Genomic DNA, 17,329 nt, shown 5'->3' with positions numbered 1-17,329 from the left:
TGTCTTTTAATCAAACGGATAGTCTCTGGGTTCTTCCTGGACTGAGATCCATTTCCAGGTCGTGAATTCATCCAGTGAATGTTCACGTCCAAAGCGGCCGATCCCTGACTGCTTTTCTCCACCAAAAGCAATGTACGGTTCGTCATTGACACTTTGGTCATTGATGTGTACCATGCCTGTTTCCATTTTTTCAGCAAAGGCGAAAGCCCGTTTCTCATCATTTGATGAAACTGCCCCACTGAGTCCGGCTTCAGTGTCGTTGGCCAGTTCCAGAGCATGAGCTTCATCTTTTGCCGGGATCAAGGTGACAACAGGCCCGAACATTTCGTTTTGTGCGGTCGTCATGTCGTTGGTCCCTTTCAGGATCGTCGGTGTCAGAACGTTCCCTTCTCGTTTGCCTTCAAGCAACACTTCAGCGCCCTCTGACTTGGCTTTTTCGATTTCATCGATCAGCCGTTCGACCTCGTCTCCGGAAATCAGTGGACCGATCAATGTCCCTTTTTGAGTCGGGTCGCCATGCTTGAGTGAACGAGCCGTCTCTACGAATTTTTCGGCAAATGCATCAAACAGCGATTCATCGACGATGATACGATTCGTCGACATACAAATCTGACCACTGTGCATGAAGCGTCCATAAATGGCTCCTTTGACTGCTCTGTCTATATCCGCATCATCCAGAATGACCATGGCGTTGTTCCCGCCGAGCTCGAGGATAGTCCGTTTTACTTCTCTCCCGGCGACTTCCCCGATATTCTTACCAACTCCTGTGGAACCGGTAAAGGAGATCATGTCAGGTACAGGATGGGAGTAAAAGGCATCACCGATCTCCGACGTTTTAGGGTGAACGACTTGAAGGACGCCTTTGGGAAGACCGGCTTCTTCAAAGACTTTACCAATAATATTTCCACCGCTGATTGGTGTCTGACTACTGGGTTTCAGCACAACAGCATTCCCGGCTGCCAATGCCGGTGCGACCGAGCGCATGGATAAGTTGAGCGGGAAGTTGAATGGGCCAATGACCCCGACGACACCGACCGGTTTTCTGATCAGGTGATTTTTCTTTCCAGGGATCATGGAATCATTCACGATCGTTTCCATCCTGAATGGAAATTCAGCCGCCAGACTCATGACAGACAGCGTGATGTCCAGTTCCAGTTCAGCCTTTGCCATAGTAGACCCCGCATCCTTGATCAGGATATCCACGATTTCATCTTTTCTGTCTTCCATGAGATGAATGGCTTTTTTTATGACGGCCGCACGCTGGAATGGATTCGTTTCAGCCCATTCCTTCTGATGACTTCTGGCACTCTCATATGCTTCATCCAAATCCTCTAAAGAAGCCACCTGCAGCGTGATATAGGTATCTTCTGTGTAGGGATCCACTGACTCGATCACTTTCTGACTCTTTCCTTTTCGCCACTGACCACCGATGTAGTTCAGATCCAATTGTTCATACTTGTTCATTCATACCCTTCCTTTCAAATTTTCTCTGCACTTCCACTTTACTTTATCCGCTTACATGAATGCAAAAAATAGCATTCAATTAGAAAGAATCGATACTTTACGACAATACAGTTGATTGATGCATCAATTAAAAGTAAAATAGTTTATAGAGTTAGAAACATGCCTGTCATGTAGAAAAGAGGGAAATAATGTCCACAGAAAAGAAAGCTTTATATATCATATTCGGAGCTACAGGAGATTTAGCTTCCAGGAAATTATATCCAGCCTTATATCGTTTGTATACAAAAGGATACTTGAAAGATCATTTCGCTGTCATCGGGACCGCACGCAGAGAGTGGTCGGATGAGTATTACCAGAACGTGGTCAAGGATGCCATCGAATCGATCAAAGAATCTGATCAAGATGCGGAAGAATTTTCAAGCCACTTTAGATACCAGTCGCATAACGTCAAAGATTCTGAACACTACCATACGCTGAAAGAACTGGCCGATTCTCTGGATAGTGAGTATGCCATCGACGGTAACCGTATCTTTTATCTGTCCATGTCTCCCACTTTCTTCGGGACGATCACTACGCATTTAAGAGATCAGGAACTGGTCACTCAAAACGGGTTCAATCGCGTCATTATCGAAAAACCATTCGGAACAGATCTGGAATCTTCCAAAGAACTCAACGATGAGATCAATGATTCGTTTGATGAGGATCAGCTGTACCGCATCGATCACTATTTAGGTAAAGAAATGGTCCAGGATATCCTCGCCCTGCGCTTTTCCAACCGCATCATCCAGGAAAGCTGGAACCCGGAGACCCTCTCTTCCATCCAGATCACCCTTACTGAAGATCTGGGCGTGGAAGAACGCGGCGAATACTATGACAAAAGCGGAGCATTGAGAGATATGGTCCAGAACCATGTCCTTCAGATCGTCAGCCTTCTGACCATGGATGAACCCGACTCTTTCTCTACGGATAATGTCCGCAAAGAGAAACTGGCCTTGCTTGAGTCTCTGAAACAGCCTGACGTTAAAGAAGAATTCGTCAGAGGTCAGTATCAGGCCTCCAAAGACGGTGCCTGCAAAGCTTACCGCGACGAAGAAAAAGTGGATCCGGAATCCATGACTGAAACCTTCGTTGCCGGAAAAATCGTGATCGATTCGGATAAATGGCGCAACGTCCCTATTTATATCCGTACCGGTAAACGTATGAAAGAAAAAACGTCACGCATCGATGTGCTCTGGAAGAAAACTGAAAAGCAGCTGTTTGATGAAAGTGATTCCCTGTTGACGATCCATATCAGTCCCGAGGAAGGTTTTGAAATCCAGCTGAATGACAAGGCGATCGGCCCGGGCATGCATATGCATCCGGTCACCCTAAGTTCCATGCGCTCAGAAGAGACGATCAAGGAAAGTCCGGAAGCTTACGAAAAACTGCTGCTGGATGTTCTGGATGGTGACGAAACGCATTTTGCTCACTGGGGAGAAGTAGCTGCCTCATGGAAATTTGTGGATCATATCAGGAACGCCTGGAATGAAGACACCGAAAGCATTCCTTTTTATCCAGCTCATTCGATGGGACCGCAGGAATCCGATGACCTGCTCTTAAAAGACGGACAGAAATGGATCTATAACCCGAAAAGCTAAAATTAATAAATACAAATAAATCAAGAGTCCGGTACAAGCAGCTATAAAGGCTGACTGTACCGGACTCTTTCTTGTCTTTTTCCATAGTGAGAGACATTTCCTGTCTTATTCGGTAGGTTGAAATAAAAGTGTGTGCTGTACAGACCGAACTTCGACAACTTAGGTAAGTAGGGTCCTTCTTCTTTAACCTAAGAACCGAACTTGGGTCATCTTCGGTTTGTTCAGTTTCAGAAGCTTCTGGAACTTGCCGAACCCGGACGACTTCGACTCCTTCAAAGGGATTTCTCGAACGTTAGTACACAAGAGCCCCCATCTTCGACAAGTTCGAAATAAACGGCACTACGAACAAGCCGAACTTTTCAAAGTTCAGCCCATACGTTTGATTTTTTCTTCTCAACACGTCGAAGTCGCCAAAACCATATAAAAAGAAAGAGTCGGGACGGCCCGACTCTTCATAACCCATTAAAAACCGCCAGATCTCGACTTGATCATCGAGGTCTGGCGGTTCCTTCTATAACTTGCTATTGTCTAAATGTTTTTCATAATGGAAAAAGGATTTCAGTTTGTCTTTGATAGCCGGGATCGTTCCCGCTTGATCGTTTTCGATCTGCAGTACGAGTTTCGGCTCGTGAAGACTCATTCTAAGCAGCAGCCAGCCTCGGCCGTATGGATCGCTCAACTGTACACGCTTGCCTTCCAGATTATCTGGTACAAGAGTGAACCCCTCAATATTGTTCACCCAGTCAGCAAAGCTCTCGAGCAGGTCCATGCCCAGCTCTTTGTAGTCCGGATCGGTGATGACAAAACGTACCTCTTCTGTTTCCGCCGGCTGGTCCAGATGCTTGATCAGATCCGTCACGCTTTTGCCGTTTTCTGCCAGCTCAGCTTCTTTGGCAACGATTTTCGCAGCCAGATAAGCGCCGTCATCCAGGAAGAAGTTTTCACGAAGAGCTGCATGTCCGCTGGTTTCAATAGCCAGCGCACAGTCTATTCCTTCTTTGTTCAAGTCGATGCCGCGGTTGATAACATTACGATAGCCTGAAATATAGCGATCGACTTTCCCGCCCATTTCTTCAACAAATTGAATCAGGTGATCAGAGACCGGAGAATTCGTGACGATCGTCGTCCCCGGATTCTCTTCCAAAATAATAGCGCCGATCAATCCGATCAGATTATTGCGGTTGATACTGTTGCCTTCACTGTCGACGATGGCCGAACGGTCCACATCTGTATCAAAAATGATCCCCAGGTCGGCCTTGTTCTTCAGTACGGCATCTGAAATGCTCTGCATCGCTTCTTTGTTATCCGGATTCGGTTCGTGATTCGGGAAAGTCCCGTCAGGGTTCAAAAACTGACTGCCGGTTGTATCGGCGCCCAAAACTTTCAGTACTTTATCGGCAAAGAAACCACCGGCACCATTCCCGGCATCCACAATGATTTTTCGGTCAGAAAGAGGTTTGGCGTCTTCATCCACATTCAGAGCTTCTCTGATTTTAGCAACCAGGTCTGCCGCATAAACGGACAAAAGGTCTTTTTCTGTCGGCTGTGAAACATACGCATCAGTGACTTTGACTTCTTGTTCAGCTAAAAACAGAATGGATTCGATATCTTCATGTTCAAGTCCGCCATTTTTAGTGAAGAATTTCAAGCCGTTGTACTCCATCGGCAGGTGACTGGCAGTGATCATGATCCCGATATCGGAATTGAAATCATCATATTGGGTAGACATGAACAGGGCCGGTGTGGTAGCCATTTGGGTATCGATGACGTTCATACCCAGTCTGGTAAAGACATCGATCAGCCAGTTTTTGATAGTGGGACCCGTCAGTCGGCTATCGTGTCCGATCGTGATCGTCGTCTCTGTCAAAGGCTGGTCTGTATTCTCGCTCCACCAGGCTGTCAGCCCGTTGGCGATCCGCTTGATGGTTTCTTCAGTCAGATTCTTTTTCTGTTTTTCAGTATCCAGAGCAAAGCCTCTGATGTCTGATCCATTCTGCAAGGTTTTCAAATCTATCTCTGTCATGATTCAGTCTCCTTTTCTCCATCTCATTATCTCGTTTTCCGTGATAGCTCATTCTTATTCCAGTTCCTGTAAGACACCGTCAAAATGCCGGTACACGCCTTCCGCTTCTTCACTGGTTTTTGAAATCAGAATGATCGTGTCATTTCCCGCAACTGTTCCTACTATTTCAGGATAATGGATATCGTCGATCAATGCACCTATAACGTGCGCATTTCCGGGCAATGTTTTTACAACATTGAGGAACTGGACAAGGGTCACGTTTGTCACGACACTTTTTATCGTTGAATCCAGTTTTTCTTCCAGGGTCACCTGGTTGTTCTGGTAGATAGTGTACTTTATCCCGCCATCTCCCGAAGGTGTTTTGACCAGGTTCAGTTCTTTGATGTCCCTGGATATCGTTGCCTGTGTGGCTGTGACGCCTTTCTCGTGTAAAAACGCCAGCAGTTCATCCTGTGTAGATACTTCATTATTCAGTATGATCTGTTTGATCAGCATCTGTCTTTCTGATTTTCGCATATCCTCCCTGCTTCCTATAAGTTAATATATATATGTATTAAACTATTATACCTTATTTCGCATAAACATTCATCACATATTCACAATATCTTCTACATTGGAATCATTAAAAATAAAACGTCTTTCAACATAAAATCTTGCTAGTCACCTGAAGCTTTGCTATAATACAAGTGCTTAATACTTATGTAATCAGAAACGGCGTGACTTTTGACTATTCAAAATAACTGCCCTTTTTTTATGCACGTATTAAATCGTTAAGGGTCAGAAATCAACTACTGGAGGTCTTTTATATGGACTATAAACAAATCATTGCTGAAGCTATACATGAACAACTGCACGAAAACCTGGAATTGAATGAAATCAAGGATCTGCTCGAAAAGCCTAAACATACGGATCACGGGGACGTCGCTTTCCCTACTTTCCAGCTGGCGAAATTATTCAGAAAGAATCCGGCCCAGATCGCTCAGGAAGTCGGCGAAAGCATCTCTTCCCCGCTTATCGACCGCAAACAGATCGTCGGACCTTACATCAACTTCTTCCTTAAAAAAGAAACGGTCTCAAGTGCTGTCCTGAAAGAAGTTGTTTCAGAAAAAAATAACTTCGGCAACTTGAAGATCGGTAACGGCGGCAATGTCCCGATCGACATGTCTTCACCCAATATCGCTAAACCGATGTCCATGGGCCACCTGCGTTCGACCGTAATCGGGAACTCTTTAGCCAATATTTTTGAAAAAGTGGACTACACCCCTATCCGCATCAATCACTTGGGCGACTGGGGCACACAGTTCGGTAAACTGATCACCGCTTATAAAAAATGGGGATCTGAAGAAGACGTCAGAAAAGACCCGATCAAAGAACTCTTGCGTTTGTACGTGAAATTCCATACCGTAGCTGAAGACGATCCATCACTTGAAGATGAAGGCCGCTTATGGTTCAGAAAACTGGAAGACGGCAATCCTGAGGCTGTTGAATTATGGACATGGTTCAGAGAAGAATCACTCAATGAATTCAACAAAGTCTATGACCGCTTGAATATTACGTTCGATTCCACGAATGGCGAAGCTTTCTACAATGACAAGATGGAAGAAGTTGTCAAGATCCTGGACGACAAACACCTCTTATCTGCTGATCAAGGCGCTCACATTGTTGACCTTGAAAAGTATGACCTGAACCCGGCGTTGATCATGAAGTCAGACGGCGCGACCTTGTACATGACGCGTGACTTGGCTGCTGCCTTATACAGAAAGAATACCTACGACTTCGCACAGGCTCTCTACGTGGTCGGTCAGGAACAGTCCAACCACTTCAAACAGTTGAAAGCTGTATTGAAAGAAGCTGACTTTGAGTGGTCCGATGATATCCACCATATCCCGTTCGGTCTGATCACCAAAGACGGCAAGAAACTCTCTACCCGTAAAGGGAAAGTCGTCCTGCTTGAAGAAGTCCTGAATGAAGCGAGCTCTCTCGCCCTTAAGCAGATCGAAGAGAAAAATCCCGAGCTGCCGAACAAAGAAACAGTGGCGGAACAAGTCGGTGTCGGAGCTGTCGTTTTCCATGACTTGAAGAACGACCGTCTGAACAACTTCGACTTTACGATCGAAGAAGTAGTCCAATTCGAAGGCGAAACCGGTCCTTACGTCCAGTACACCCGTGCACGTGCCATGAGCATTTTGAATAAAGCCGGAGTATCTGACTTCGATGCGTCTAATGATTTCGGACTCAGTGACGAATACAGCTGGGAAGTCATCAAATTGCTTCAGGAATATCCGCATACGGTGAAACGTGCATTCGATAACTACGAACCGTCGATCATCGCCAAGCATGCGATCCATTTAGCTCAGTCCTTCAACCGTTTCTATGCAAATGTCCGTGTTTTGGACGAGCATGAGGAAAAAGACGCCCGTCTGGCTCTTGTTTTTGCTGTAACAGAAGTATTGAAAGAAGATCTGCGTATCTTAGGCGTGGAAGCACCAAACGAAATGTAATATTAAATAGTATCCGGCATCTCTACTTTCTAAGTGGGATGCCGGTTTTTATGTGCGATCATTTAGAAGAGGGTCAGTGCTTTATGAACTCCCCACTTATTTTGTGTGGACTTTTAGAACTGATGATTTCTTATGTTAACTCATTCCTATTGTTTTTATGACTTGCTAAAAGATTGGGCGTGTTTTAGCAACTGATTTTTTTGAAGGAACCGGGCTGCTAGAAGATGCCTCTTCTTCTATTAACTATTTTGGGAATCCGGTGTAAGTTACTAAAAGAACCCCCCTTCTTTTAGCAACCTGGCTCATATTGGAATTTCAGTTACAAGAAGAAAGCCCTTCTTTTAGTAACTCCCAGCCTTACAATAAGAAGAGTTGATAGAAGGTACCCGATTTTCTATCAACTCTTCTATTATAAAAAACTGGGTTCATAGAACAACAAACAGATTTTATGAACTCAATCTCTATACATATCAAGTTCATTAAAGTTTCTCCTTCACCGAGCATAGATCGTTTTTAATTCGGTCCTGATCAGGCAAGACTGCCTGATCATTCATTCTTGAAAATCGGGTAGGAGGTAAATAAATCGATTTATTAACCGTCCGTTAACATCACCGTGTGTAAAGTTCCATATGGCACTATCTATATCTGGAACGGACCGCATTTGTATGCCGATCCTCGTACGCGGATTCTTCCCTATAAAAAAAGCACAGACAATTTTAGCCTGTGCTTGTTTCATAGCAAAATCATAACTTAGTCTAAGATTTTTATATCTATTTGACGACGGCCAAACTGTCTCATCTCTTCTAAGTCTTCCATGTGTAAGTCGATAATCTCTCCATTGATCGCCCCACCGGTATCACCAGCAATGTACTCACCATATCCTGGGATGAATACTTCTGTTCCTAATGGGATAACGTCTGGATCGACGGCGATCACACGTGTATTTTCTCTTAAATCAATTCCTGTAAAGGTAAAGTTAGTTAGACCTGGCTCATGTCTAGAATAAGCTGTGGCTTCAACTGACATCCATGTACCTGATTCTGCTGCATCTTGGGCAGTGTCTTCTTCTTCAGCTGCTTGTTCAGCTGCGGCTTGGGCGGCAGCTTCTTCTTCAGCTGCTTGTTCAGCTGCAGCTTGGGCAACGGCTTCTTCTTCGGCTGCTTGCTCAGCAGCTTGAGCAGCGGCCTCTTCTTCGGCCTTCTGTTCAGCGGCAGCTTGGGCAGCAGCCTCTTCTTCAGCCTTCTGTTCAGCGGCGGCTTGCGCTTCTTCTTCTTCTTCTGCTTTTTTATTGTCTTGAGCTTTCGCTACATCTGCCGGCGTTTCAGTTTCCATTACATCATCTGAAGAGACGTCATAACTGACGACTTCCTCATCATTTTGAACGGAAACCACAGACAAGTCATCGGTGACATATACAGTCGAGCCGGCAATGATCAGGTTCGGGTTGTCAATGTCATTTACTTTTGCCAGTTTGTCGACAGAAATGTCCGTTGCTTGTGACACGCCCCAAAGAGTGTCTCCCCATTTGACCGTATACTTGAACGGCTCTTCGTTATAATTCGTTGTCTCTTTTGCCTTATTGATATCATTTTCGATTTCCAGAACAGTACGCGGGACCCATTTTTGGCTGGCGCTAACTTCTGAATCGGGGCTCAGTAAAAATAAACCGGCTGCTGATAAGGTCAGTCCTGCTTTAAACCATGTGTGCTTGTGGATAGTCATTCATTCGATCTCCTTTAAGTGTTATTTTTTTAATAAAAATATAGACGATGGTATTAATCATGTTACAGAAAGATTTTATAACCGTATGTATCTTACCACGTCCGACTCAAAATAAAACAGTTTGACTCGTTTTGTCATTCCCATTTAGTTGTTCTGTATTTCTTTTGTCTTATCTTTACATCAGTGTGTCATTTCGAGTGAAATATGTAATGTTTTATCCTATACTTTTCTAAATAAATAGAAGGTTAATGAACAAGAAGACATAATAACTGCCTGCTGCTCATCATGAATCGTCAATGACTTTAAGCATTATAATTTTTAGATGTGCGATCGAAACACCCAGCTTATTCATTCTAATATTATTCAATAAAAAAAGCGACAGCAGCTGAACGTATCTCTCCCATTAGAGAGAAAAATTCAGCTGCTGCCGTTTTTAAACTTCTGATTTATTTCAGTTTATCATTCTCGTACGTATGGACTTTTTCGAGTCCGGCAAAATCCTGCTGACGCAGGACTTCATAAATCAGGATGTTTGCTGTATTCGAGAGGTTGAGTGAGCGGACATGCTCGTCATTCATCGGGATACGCAGCGCTTTGTCGCGGTTCTCCTGCATGAATTCTTTCGGCAGTCCGGTCGTTTCCTTGCCAAACAGGAAGTAATGATCTTTTGATGTATCCGTAAAATCAACATCGGAGTAGACTCTGTCAGCAAATTTGGAAATCAGATAAAGCGGACTGTCCCCGACGATTTCCAGAAACGCCTCCAGATCCTTATGGTAGTGGATCCCCACTTTGTCCCAGTAATCCAGACCGGCACGCTTCAAGTGCTTATCGTCCGTTTTAAATCCCAGCGGCTCGATCAGATGGAGCTGGGTATTCGTTCCGGCACAGGTCCGTGAGATATTTCCTGTATTTGCCGGAATGAGTGGTTCAAATAAAGCGATATGATTCGTCACACTAACTCTCCTTCGCATTCAGTTTATTCAGCCGGGCTTTTATTTCACCTATGGCTTCTTTAAATTCGGTAATGGTTTCTTCGTCCGTCTCTTTTAAAAGGGCCTCTTCAAGGAAGGTCACGATCTCCTCGTTGGGGCGTTTTTTCGTGATCGTGGCAATTGCCCAGGCTGCAGTTCCTCTGATCATGGGTCTGACATCATTATCGATGACATTCAAAAGATCCGGTACCGCAGAATAGTCGCGGTAATTAGCCAGGGCGATGATCGCGTTCCGCTGAAGCGGCTTCTTTCCGCGCCATGACCCCGCCAGATCTCCGAAGGTCTCTTTGAACTCACGGTTGGAGATCGTCAGGAGCGGCTTGAGTTCAGGCATAGTATTGAAAGGCTCGGGTTCCATCTCTTCGTGGAAATGCGAATCGACGCCTTTGTTATACGGACAGACGATCTGACAGATATCACAACCGTAAATCACGTGGCCCATCTTCCGGCGATATTCTTTAGGCATGTAGCCTTTAGTCTGAGTCTGATAGGACAGACAGCGGTTGGCATTCATCCGGCCGTCACCCAATAAGGCATCCGTCGGGCAGGCATCCACACAGCGTGTACAGTCCCCGCAGCCGAACGCGACTTCTTCATCCGGCTCAAAATCGATATTGGTCAGGATCTCGCCAAGGTAAACGTAGGAACCGAATTCTTCTGTTATCAGTAAGCCGTTACGTCCGATAAAGCCAAGGCCGGCACGCTGGGCAACAGCAACGTCGACCAGTTCCCCAGTATCGACCATCGGCTTGAAGGCGACTTCTCCGGGGGCGACCTCTTCGATATACGCGATCAACTTGTCCATACGGTCTTGGAGGACATAGTGATAGTCCGTCCCCCAGGAGGCACGGGCAAATTCTCCCCTTCGTTCACCCTTCACACGCGGCGGCTTGTTGCGCATTTTTGACGGGTAAGCCAGTGCGATCGCGATGATCGACTTGGGTTCCGCAAAGATTTTTTCCGGGTAGATCCGCTCTTCGATGACCTTATGTTCAAAGCCAGAATGATGCCCCTTGGCGTGCTGCTTGATGAGTTTGTCTTCCAGAGAGTAAAAAGGCTCGGCATGGGTGAACCCGATTTTATCGATCCCGATTTCTGCTGCCTTGACTTTGATTAACTCTTTTAACTGCTGACTCATCACACTGCTCCTTTCTCTTTTTCTAAAGTTGACAGGTTTCGGTATGTTCACTGGATATTTAAATAAGTATCCTATACTTGTTTAAACTATCGCCAGTCAGACCTTATTTGCGTTTATCTGCGGCAAGCTGGGCAAGGCGGTCACATAGTTCATTGTACGTGATGCCGGCTGCAGCGGCTTCCTGTGGGAAAAGACTCGTCGGGGTCATGCCCGGAAGCGTATTGGCTTCGATACAGTAAACATCTTCAGAATCAGACACCATAAAGTCAATACGTGCATAATATTCCAGCCTCAAGGCCTTGAACACGCGTTTAGCCATGTCCTGCATAGCTGTCGTCAGCTCCTCACTGATTTCAGCGGGGCAGATCTCAACTGTTGCCCCTTCCTGATACTTGTTCTCATAATCGTAAAAACCAGATTTGGGAATGATCTCGATCGGTGGCAGAGCCTGATCTTCCAGCACACCGATAGAAAATTCGCGCCCCTGGATCATTTCTTCGATCAAGACGTCTTTTGAATACTTTCTTGCGTCTGTGATCGCAGCATCCAGATCTTCTTCTTTTTCAACCAGATACACGCCGATGCTCGATCCGCTGGCATCAGGTTTGACGACACAGGGAACAGCTGTCTCCGGTGTCTCATCTTTGCCGAGAACTTCCCACTTGGGCGTCGGGATTCCATACTGGGACATGACTTCCTTGGCCAGGATCTTGTTCATGGCAAGCGCACTGCCTATGTAGCCTGTACCTGTATAAGTGATGTCATATAAGTCGAACACTGCCTGAAGTTGACCATTTTCCCCAAGTTCACCATGCAGCGACAGGAAGACCAGATCAGCTGACTGGGCGATCGGGATCACGTTATGTCCGATCATTTCATCTGGTTTTTCTTTTAAAGCACGCAGCGCGTTCATGTCAGGTATCTGTCTTTTCACTTTATAGTCGTATGTGTCTTTACTTAATTTTTTATAAGCCTCGTCAAAAGTCGTGGCTTCATCTGTTCCAAAATAGAGGTCGAGCAAAATAACGCGGTGACCATTTTTCATTAAAGCGTTAGCGATCAAACTGCCTGAGCTCATCGACACTTCACGCTCATGGCTATAGCCGCCTGCTAATACAACGATATCCATATTCATTCTCCTTTTATGTTCTACTCGTATTATACACTATTCACACCAGTTGAAAGAAGTCATGTTCACTGATTTCCATAATTTTACGCAAAAAAAACGTACCGCCTCGGTGTCTAGCACTGCGAAACGGTACGTTGATGAAGCCTTTTGGAGTGTCACTGATTTTTATCAGCTTCTGATGGGATGACTGATAAAAACGAATGAACCAAATCAGCTTATGAAGTACATCTTAACATTTATGTTTATAAAACACAAGTTATTCTTATTCATTATCTGAAAGATTGTTCCACATTCCTTTTATTCTCATTTATTCCCGACCAGGATTTCCATATCCACTGTGATCTGCTTTAATGACACTGTATTTGTATCCGAAACATTGATATTCCAACCCAAAGGAGTCATTTGGAGAAAGTCGCTGACTTCTGCTTCAGTCAGATCCACCGTATAGTTGACAGGATGGATAGATGGATTTTTATAATGCTCCATAAATTTATCTTTAACGTTCTGATTCGAGTAGGACTGCTTTTCTTCCGGCTGAAAAGCTCGAAGTTCTTTGAGATAATCTGACCCGGGGATCACTTTGATGACCTGGCCGCCCGGTTTCAGGAGTCGGTTGAATTCATCATAATTAGACGGTGAGAGAATATTCAACAGGGTATCGAACTGTCCGGCCTGAAAAGGCGAGTGAGCCAGATCGGCAACCAGAAAAAAGATATCTTCATATGTCGCGGCACCCAGATTGACGCCTTCTTTAGAAATATCAAAGGCAATCAGTGGTCCAGTCAGCCCTTTCCCCCTCAGATAGGCACTGTGCGCCCCTTCTCCACAGCCGACATCCAGGGTCACACCCTGTTTCGTTTCGATCAGAGGGTACAGGATATCCAGCATCGGCTGCCAGAAACCCATCTGGGCGATTCGCTGTCTTGCAAGCAGCATTTCCCTTGAATACTCGGACTTGGACGGCTTCAGTAAAAAGTGGAGCGTGCCTTTTTTCGACAGGTCAAAGGTATGCTTTTCTCTACAGATCAGCTGGTTCCCTTCCACATTTATAAAGTCACTTTCACATACCGGACACCTGAACAGCTCCAGATGATCCAGAAAAAAGACTTTGGCTTTATCTATTTTCTTCATTGGCTTAACCCTCATTCTTATAGCTTATATTAGACGTTTCTACCTATTCATGATATAACGAAAGTAACAAATATGAAAGGATGAACCGTTTATGCCATGGAATTTAGATGATTACCCTGCTTCAATGAAGAATCTGGACCAGGTCGTCCGAAAAAAAGCGATCGATATCGCGAATGCCTTAGTCGAGGAAGGATACGACGATGACCGGGCGATCCCGATCGCGACGAGTCAGGCAAAGGAATGGGCGGATGATGCCTCAAAAGAGGAACTGAAGTCCTATAAACATGCCGAACAGCCAAGCGAGAATGACGAGCATGACTCGAGTGCCCGGGCTGAACTGCTGGACAATGACGTGCTCGTCTATTTTGAAGATGACGAGTGGAAAGTGCGGACCAAAGAAGCCAAGCGACCGGACTCAACGCATGAGAAGAAAAACGACGCCGTCGAGCGGGCCAAGGAAATAGCCGATAATAAAGACACGAACGTCATCCGCTTCACAAAAGACGGCGAACGTCAGGATTAAAGTAACACCAATCATGAAAGTCCCGTAACTCAGCAGACTACGCTGGTTTACGGGGCTTTTTTATTGCAGATTTAGTGTGATTGAGTGGAATTTCACGGCAAGTATTCTCAACACCTCTGTCTTTGATGTATTAACAGTATCCGGCTGCAAAAACAAGCCGATCCTATCCTCATCTGTTGATCCGTGGTGATGTTTTTAGTAACTCCTCTTCTATCTGTAATGGAGTTCATAGAACGGTTGAATTCTTTTATCAACTCCACCCCATATCTCTCATGGCTTAATAAAAAATCGACCTTCTTTTATCAACTCTTCTGTTGAAAGAAGCGTAAGTTCAGATAAGAAGGGCTAAGTTTTCATAACTGTATGCCAGAAACCTCTTGAGATACTAAAAGATGCCCCTTCTTTTGATAACCCACTTCCCTTTGAGATTTCAGTTATATGAAGAAAGCCTGTTTTATAGCATCTCACCTGTCTGTTATTATTTGAGTTACTAAAAGACAGTCCATTTTCTAGTGACTCGAGTGAATGATGTAAACCAGTTGCTAAAAGCTGAAAAGGAAACAACTTTTACCCTTGGATCAAGTCTGAATAGACCGAACATTACTTAAAAATCAATAATGAAAGAGTCGGCTCGCTCCGACTCTTTCTAAATTCATAAAAAAAAGAGAGAAGCGCGGGGCTTCTCTCTTCGCCCTTATCCTTCTTATTCTTCGATAAAGACGTCTGGCGATTCTGTATACGTATCGGTATCAGTATAGGCATGCGCCGGTGCATCAGCCACGTTATCCGGTGTGCGTTCGTATTGAACGGGCTGATTGCGGATGTCTTGTTCAGATAACTGCTGATCCAGCCAGATTTCTGTTTCCATGACCGCTTCATCCATGCGAATGATGGCTTTATTTTTTGCATCTTTCACTTTCAGCTTCATATCATCCTGAAATTCCTGACCGGATTGCGGGGCCAGTAAATAAGCGGCAGCTGCACCTGCGAGTGCTCCCAGAGCTGCCCCTAATCCAAAACTTGCTTTTGACATGTTAACTCCTCCTTATAAACTTTCATATTTTTCCAGTGTAACCAACTCTATACAGACACACAGAGCTTCCATAGCGATCTCCAGATGGTCCAGCGTGGCAAAACTCGGAGCCAGCCGGATACTGTTGTTCAGCGGGTTGATGCCATACGGATAGGCCGCATTCGCCGGGGTCAGCGAAATACCGATCGCCGTCATTTTTTCTACGATCTTTGAGGCACAGCCTTCGTCCGTCGTCAGGTGAACGAAATAGCCGCCTTTGGGAGAGGTCCAGGTCACAAAGGATTCACGGTCTCCGTGGAAGTAAGCAGACAAGATCGCTTCGATCCAGTCGAATTTCGGTGCCAGGATCTCGGCATGTTTTTCCATATGCGCCTCGATGGTTTCTCTGTCTTTCAGAAAAGCCACGTGCCGTTTCTGATTGATCTTATCAAAACTGATCAGCTGCTTACCGAAGTGACTGGCCATTTCCTGCAGATTATCTACTGAAGCACCCATTGCGGCTACACCAGCTCCGGGCAGCGTCATTTTAGATGTGGATACGAACTGAATGACACGGTCAGGATTGCCGGCAGTTTTGCTTGCTGCAAAGATGTCTTTGACTTCCACTTTTTCATCTCGCAAATGATGGACCACATAGGCATTGTCCCAGAGTATCACGAAATCCTCTGCAGCGGTATGCATGGTGGCCAGTCTGTCGACCACGTCATCTGAAACGGATTCGCCCGTTGGATTGTTGTATTTTGGTACGACGAACATCCCTTTGATCGAAGCATCCTGAGATACCAGTTTTTCAACCACTTCCATATCAGGTCCGTTCCCTGTCAGCTCGACCGGAATCATTTCGATGCCCAAGTGTTCCAGCATGAACCAGTGACGGTCATAGCCCGGGCTCGGACAGATGAATTTTATCGGCTTGTCCTTATCTTTATTCCAAGCTTTTTCTTTTGTATACATATGATGACTCAAAACGGCGAACATCAGCTGCAAACTGGAATTACCGCCGACAAAGGTCTCTTCCACGGTCGTATTTAACAGTGACCCGAACAGCTCTCTGGCTTCCTTGATCCCATACAGACCGCCATAGTTGCGGATATCTATTTCGTCTTCACTCAGCCAGTCATCGATTTTGACATCATTGACTAAACCTTCAGACAATTTTAGCTGTTTCTTTGAAGGAATGCCTCTGGCGATGGTGAGATCCATCGGCCGTTCCTTATAGAGCGCGTATTGAGCTCTCACTATATCTAAACGCGTTTCTTTCTGACTCATATGGTGCTCCCTTCATAACTATAAACTTAATATCTATAATTATAACGTATATGCAAAAATTATGAAAACGTTACAGACACCAATTTCACTTTTTGGCTGCTTGTCTATTCTTTTCGATGATCTCGGTGACTTTCTGCACGCACTGGTCATGATCATGGGCGCGGGCCGGGCACTGATAGCGGCCGAAGAATATCAGCCGGTGATGGGCGATACTCCATAAGTCTTTGGGCAGCTTCTCCATCAGTGTCTTCTCGACTTGAACCACTGTGGCCTTAGGGTCAGCGATATTGAATTTTTTGCTGATACGTTCCACATGCGTGTCGACTGCGATGGCCGGCTCGTCAAAAGCCACACTCATCACGACATTCGCCGTTTTTCTGCCAACGCCAGCCAGGCTCTGCAGTTCTTTGTGTGTACTTGGGACTTCTCCGTCAAACTCTTCGACAAGCTGGGTGGCACACTTTTTCAGGAATTTCGCCTTGTTCCTGTAGAGACCGATCGTTTTGATCTTCTCCATGATATCTTCCACGTCGGCGTTCATCATGGCCTCTGGGGTCGGATATGCTGCAAACAGCTGCGGTGTCGCTTTATTCACCCCGACATCGGTCGTCTGGGCGCTTAAGATCACAGCGATCAGTAGCTCGAACGCATTTTTATGCGTCAGTTCTGCTTTCGCTTCGGGAAACAGCTCGCCCATCGCTTCGATCAATTCTGTGGTTTCTCTTGATGACAGTAATTTCGGTGACTTTGCCAAACTGATTTCT

General features: G+C 45.4%; 14 protein-coding genes. 3 read left to right on the top strand and 11 right to left on the bottom strand.

The annotated features are described in order from the left end of the window. Positions 1-6: 6 nt before the first annotated feature. Positions 7-1,464, bottom strand: coding sequence for an aldehyde dehydrogenase family protein (locus BMX84_RS05260; protein ID WP_091487823.1), 1,458 nt, complete (start codon positions 1,462-1,464; stop codon positions 7-9). A gap of 188 nt (positions 1,465-1,652) precedes the next feature. On the opposite strand from BMX84_RS05260, the gene zwf reads away from it, so the two are divergent. Then, complete coding sequence (gene zwf / locus BMX84_RS05255) at positions 1,653-3,101, top strand: glucose-6-phosphate dehydrogenase (RefSeq protein ID WP_091487821.1); 1,449 nt, start codon at positions 1,653-1,655, stop codon at positions 3,099-3,101. A gap of 511 nt (positions 3,102-3,612) precedes the next feature. On the opposite strand, the gene BMX84_RS05250 is transcribed toward zwf, so the two are convergent. Together BMX84_RS05250 and argR are read right to left on the bottom strand one after the other, a co-directional pair. After that, positions 3,613-5,124 carry a phosphohexomutase domain-containing protein gene (locus BMX84_RS05250; protein ID WP_091487820.1) on the bottom strand — a complete coding sequence of 504 codons (1,512 nt, stop codon included), beginning with the start codon at positions 5,122-5,124 and terminating at the stop codon, positions 3,613-3,615. Between the two features lie 54 nt (positions 5,125-5,178). Then, positions 5,179-5,640: an arginine repressor gene (gene argR / locus BMX84_RS05245; protein ID WP_091487818.1), complete on the bottom strand. Its 462-nt coding sequence runs from the start codon at positions 5,638-5,640 to the stop codon at positions 5,179-5,181. A 290-nt stretch (positions 5,641-5,930) separates the two neighbouring features. Here argR and argS point away from each other — a divergent pair, with 290 nt between their 5' ends. Next, on the top strand, positions 5,931-7,625 hold the full coding sequence (gene argS, locus BMX84_RS05240; protein WP_091487816.1) for an arginine--tRNA ligase: 1,695 nt from the start codon (positions 5,931-5,933) through the stop codon (positions 7,623-7,625). Between the two features lie 750 nt (positions 7,626-8,375). Here the strand turns inward: argS and BMX84_RS05235 are convergent. The 5 genes from BMX84_RS05235 to BMX84_RS05215 all read right to left on the bottom strand — a co-directional run bounded on the left by BMX84_RS05235 (position 8,376) and on the right by BMX84_RS05215 (position 13,740). Beyond that, positions 8,376-9,347: a 3D domain-containing protein gene (locus BMX84_RS05235; RefSeq protein ID WP_091487814.1), complete on the bottom strand. Its 972-nt coding sequence runs from the start codon at positions 9,345-9,347 to the stop codon at positions 8,376-8,378. Positions 9,348-9,793: 446 nt separating this feature from the next. Next, complete coding sequence (trmL, locus tag BMX84_RS05230) at positions 9,794-10,303, bottom strand: tRNA (uridine(34)/cytosine(34)/5-carboxymethylaminomethyluridine(34)-2'-O)-methyltransferase TrmL (RefSeq protein WP_091487813.1); 510 nt, start codon at positions 10,301-10,303, stop codon at positions 9,794-9,796. A gap of 1 nt (position 10,304) precedes the next feature. Then, positions 10,305-11,480, bottom strand: a complete 1,176-nt coding sequence (queG, locus tag BMX84_RS05225; RefSeq protein ID WP_091487811.1) for a tRNA epoxyqueuosine(34) reductase QueG — start codon at positions 11,478-11,480, stop codon at positions 10,305-10,307. 103 nt (positions 11,481-11,583) lie between these two features. Then, on the bottom strand, positions 11,584-12,609 hold the full coding sequence (locus BMX84_RS05220) for a D-alanine--D-alanine ligase family protein (protein ID WP_091487810.1): 1,026 nt from the start codon (positions 12,607-12,609) through the stop codon (positions 11,584-11,586). A gap of 303 nt (positions 12,610-12,912) precedes the next feature. Further along, the gene (locus BMX84_RS05215) at positions 12,913-13,740 is read right to left on the bottom strand and encodes a methyltransferase domain-containing protein (protein ID WP_091487808.1); all 828 of its coding nucleotides are present in this window, start codon (positions 13,738-13,740) and stop codon (positions 12,913-12,915) included. A 91-nt stretch (positions 13,741-13,831) separates the two neighbouring features. Here BMX84_RS05215 and BMX84_RS05210 point away from each other — a divergent pair, with 91 nt between their 5' ends. Continuing rightward, the gene (locus BMX84_RS05210; protein WP_091487806.1) at positions 13,832-14,263 is read left to right on the top strand and encodes a DUF2188 domain-containing protein; all 432 of its coding nucleotides are present in this window, start codon (positions 13,832-13,834) and stop codon (positions 14,261-14,263) included. Between the two features lie 703 nt (positions 14,264-14,966). Here the strand turns inward: BMX84_RS05210 and BMX84_RS05205 are convergent. The 3 genes from BMX84_RS05205 to nth all read right to left on the bottom strand — a co-directional run bounded on the left by BMX84_RS05205 (position 14,967) and on the right by nth (position 17,319). Continuing rightward, positions 14,967-15,296: a YtxH domain-containing protein gene (locus BMX84_RS05205; protein ID WP_091487805.1), complete on the bottom strand. Its 330-nt coding sequence runs from the start codon at positions 15,294-15,296 to the stop codon at positions 14,967-14,969. A 12-nt stretch (positions 15,297-15,308) separates the two neighbouring features. Continuing rightward, the gene (locus tag BMX84_RS05200; protein WP_091487803.1) at positions 15,309-16,565 is read right to left on the bottom strand and encodes an aspartate aminotransferase type Ic; all 1,257 of its coding nucleotides are present in this window, start codon (positions 16,563-16,565) and stop codon (positions 15,309-15,311) included. Positions 16,566-16,650: 85 nt separating this feature from the next. Next, positions 16,651-17,319, bottom strand: a complete 669-nt coding sequence (gene nth, locus BMX84_RS05195) for an endonuclease III (RefSeq protein ID WP_281282302.1) — start codon at positions 17,317-17,319, stop codon at positions 16,651-16,653. Between the last annotated feature and the right edge of the window lie 10 nt (positions 17,320-17,329).

The organism is Alkalibacterium putridalgicola (genome assembly GCF_900109825.1).
Taxonomy (GTDB): Bacteria; Bacillota; Bacilli; order Lactobacillales; family Carnobacteriaceae_A; genus Alkalibacterium; species Alkalibacterium putridalgicola.
This window is presented reverse-complemented; position numbering and strand designations above follow the sequence as displayed.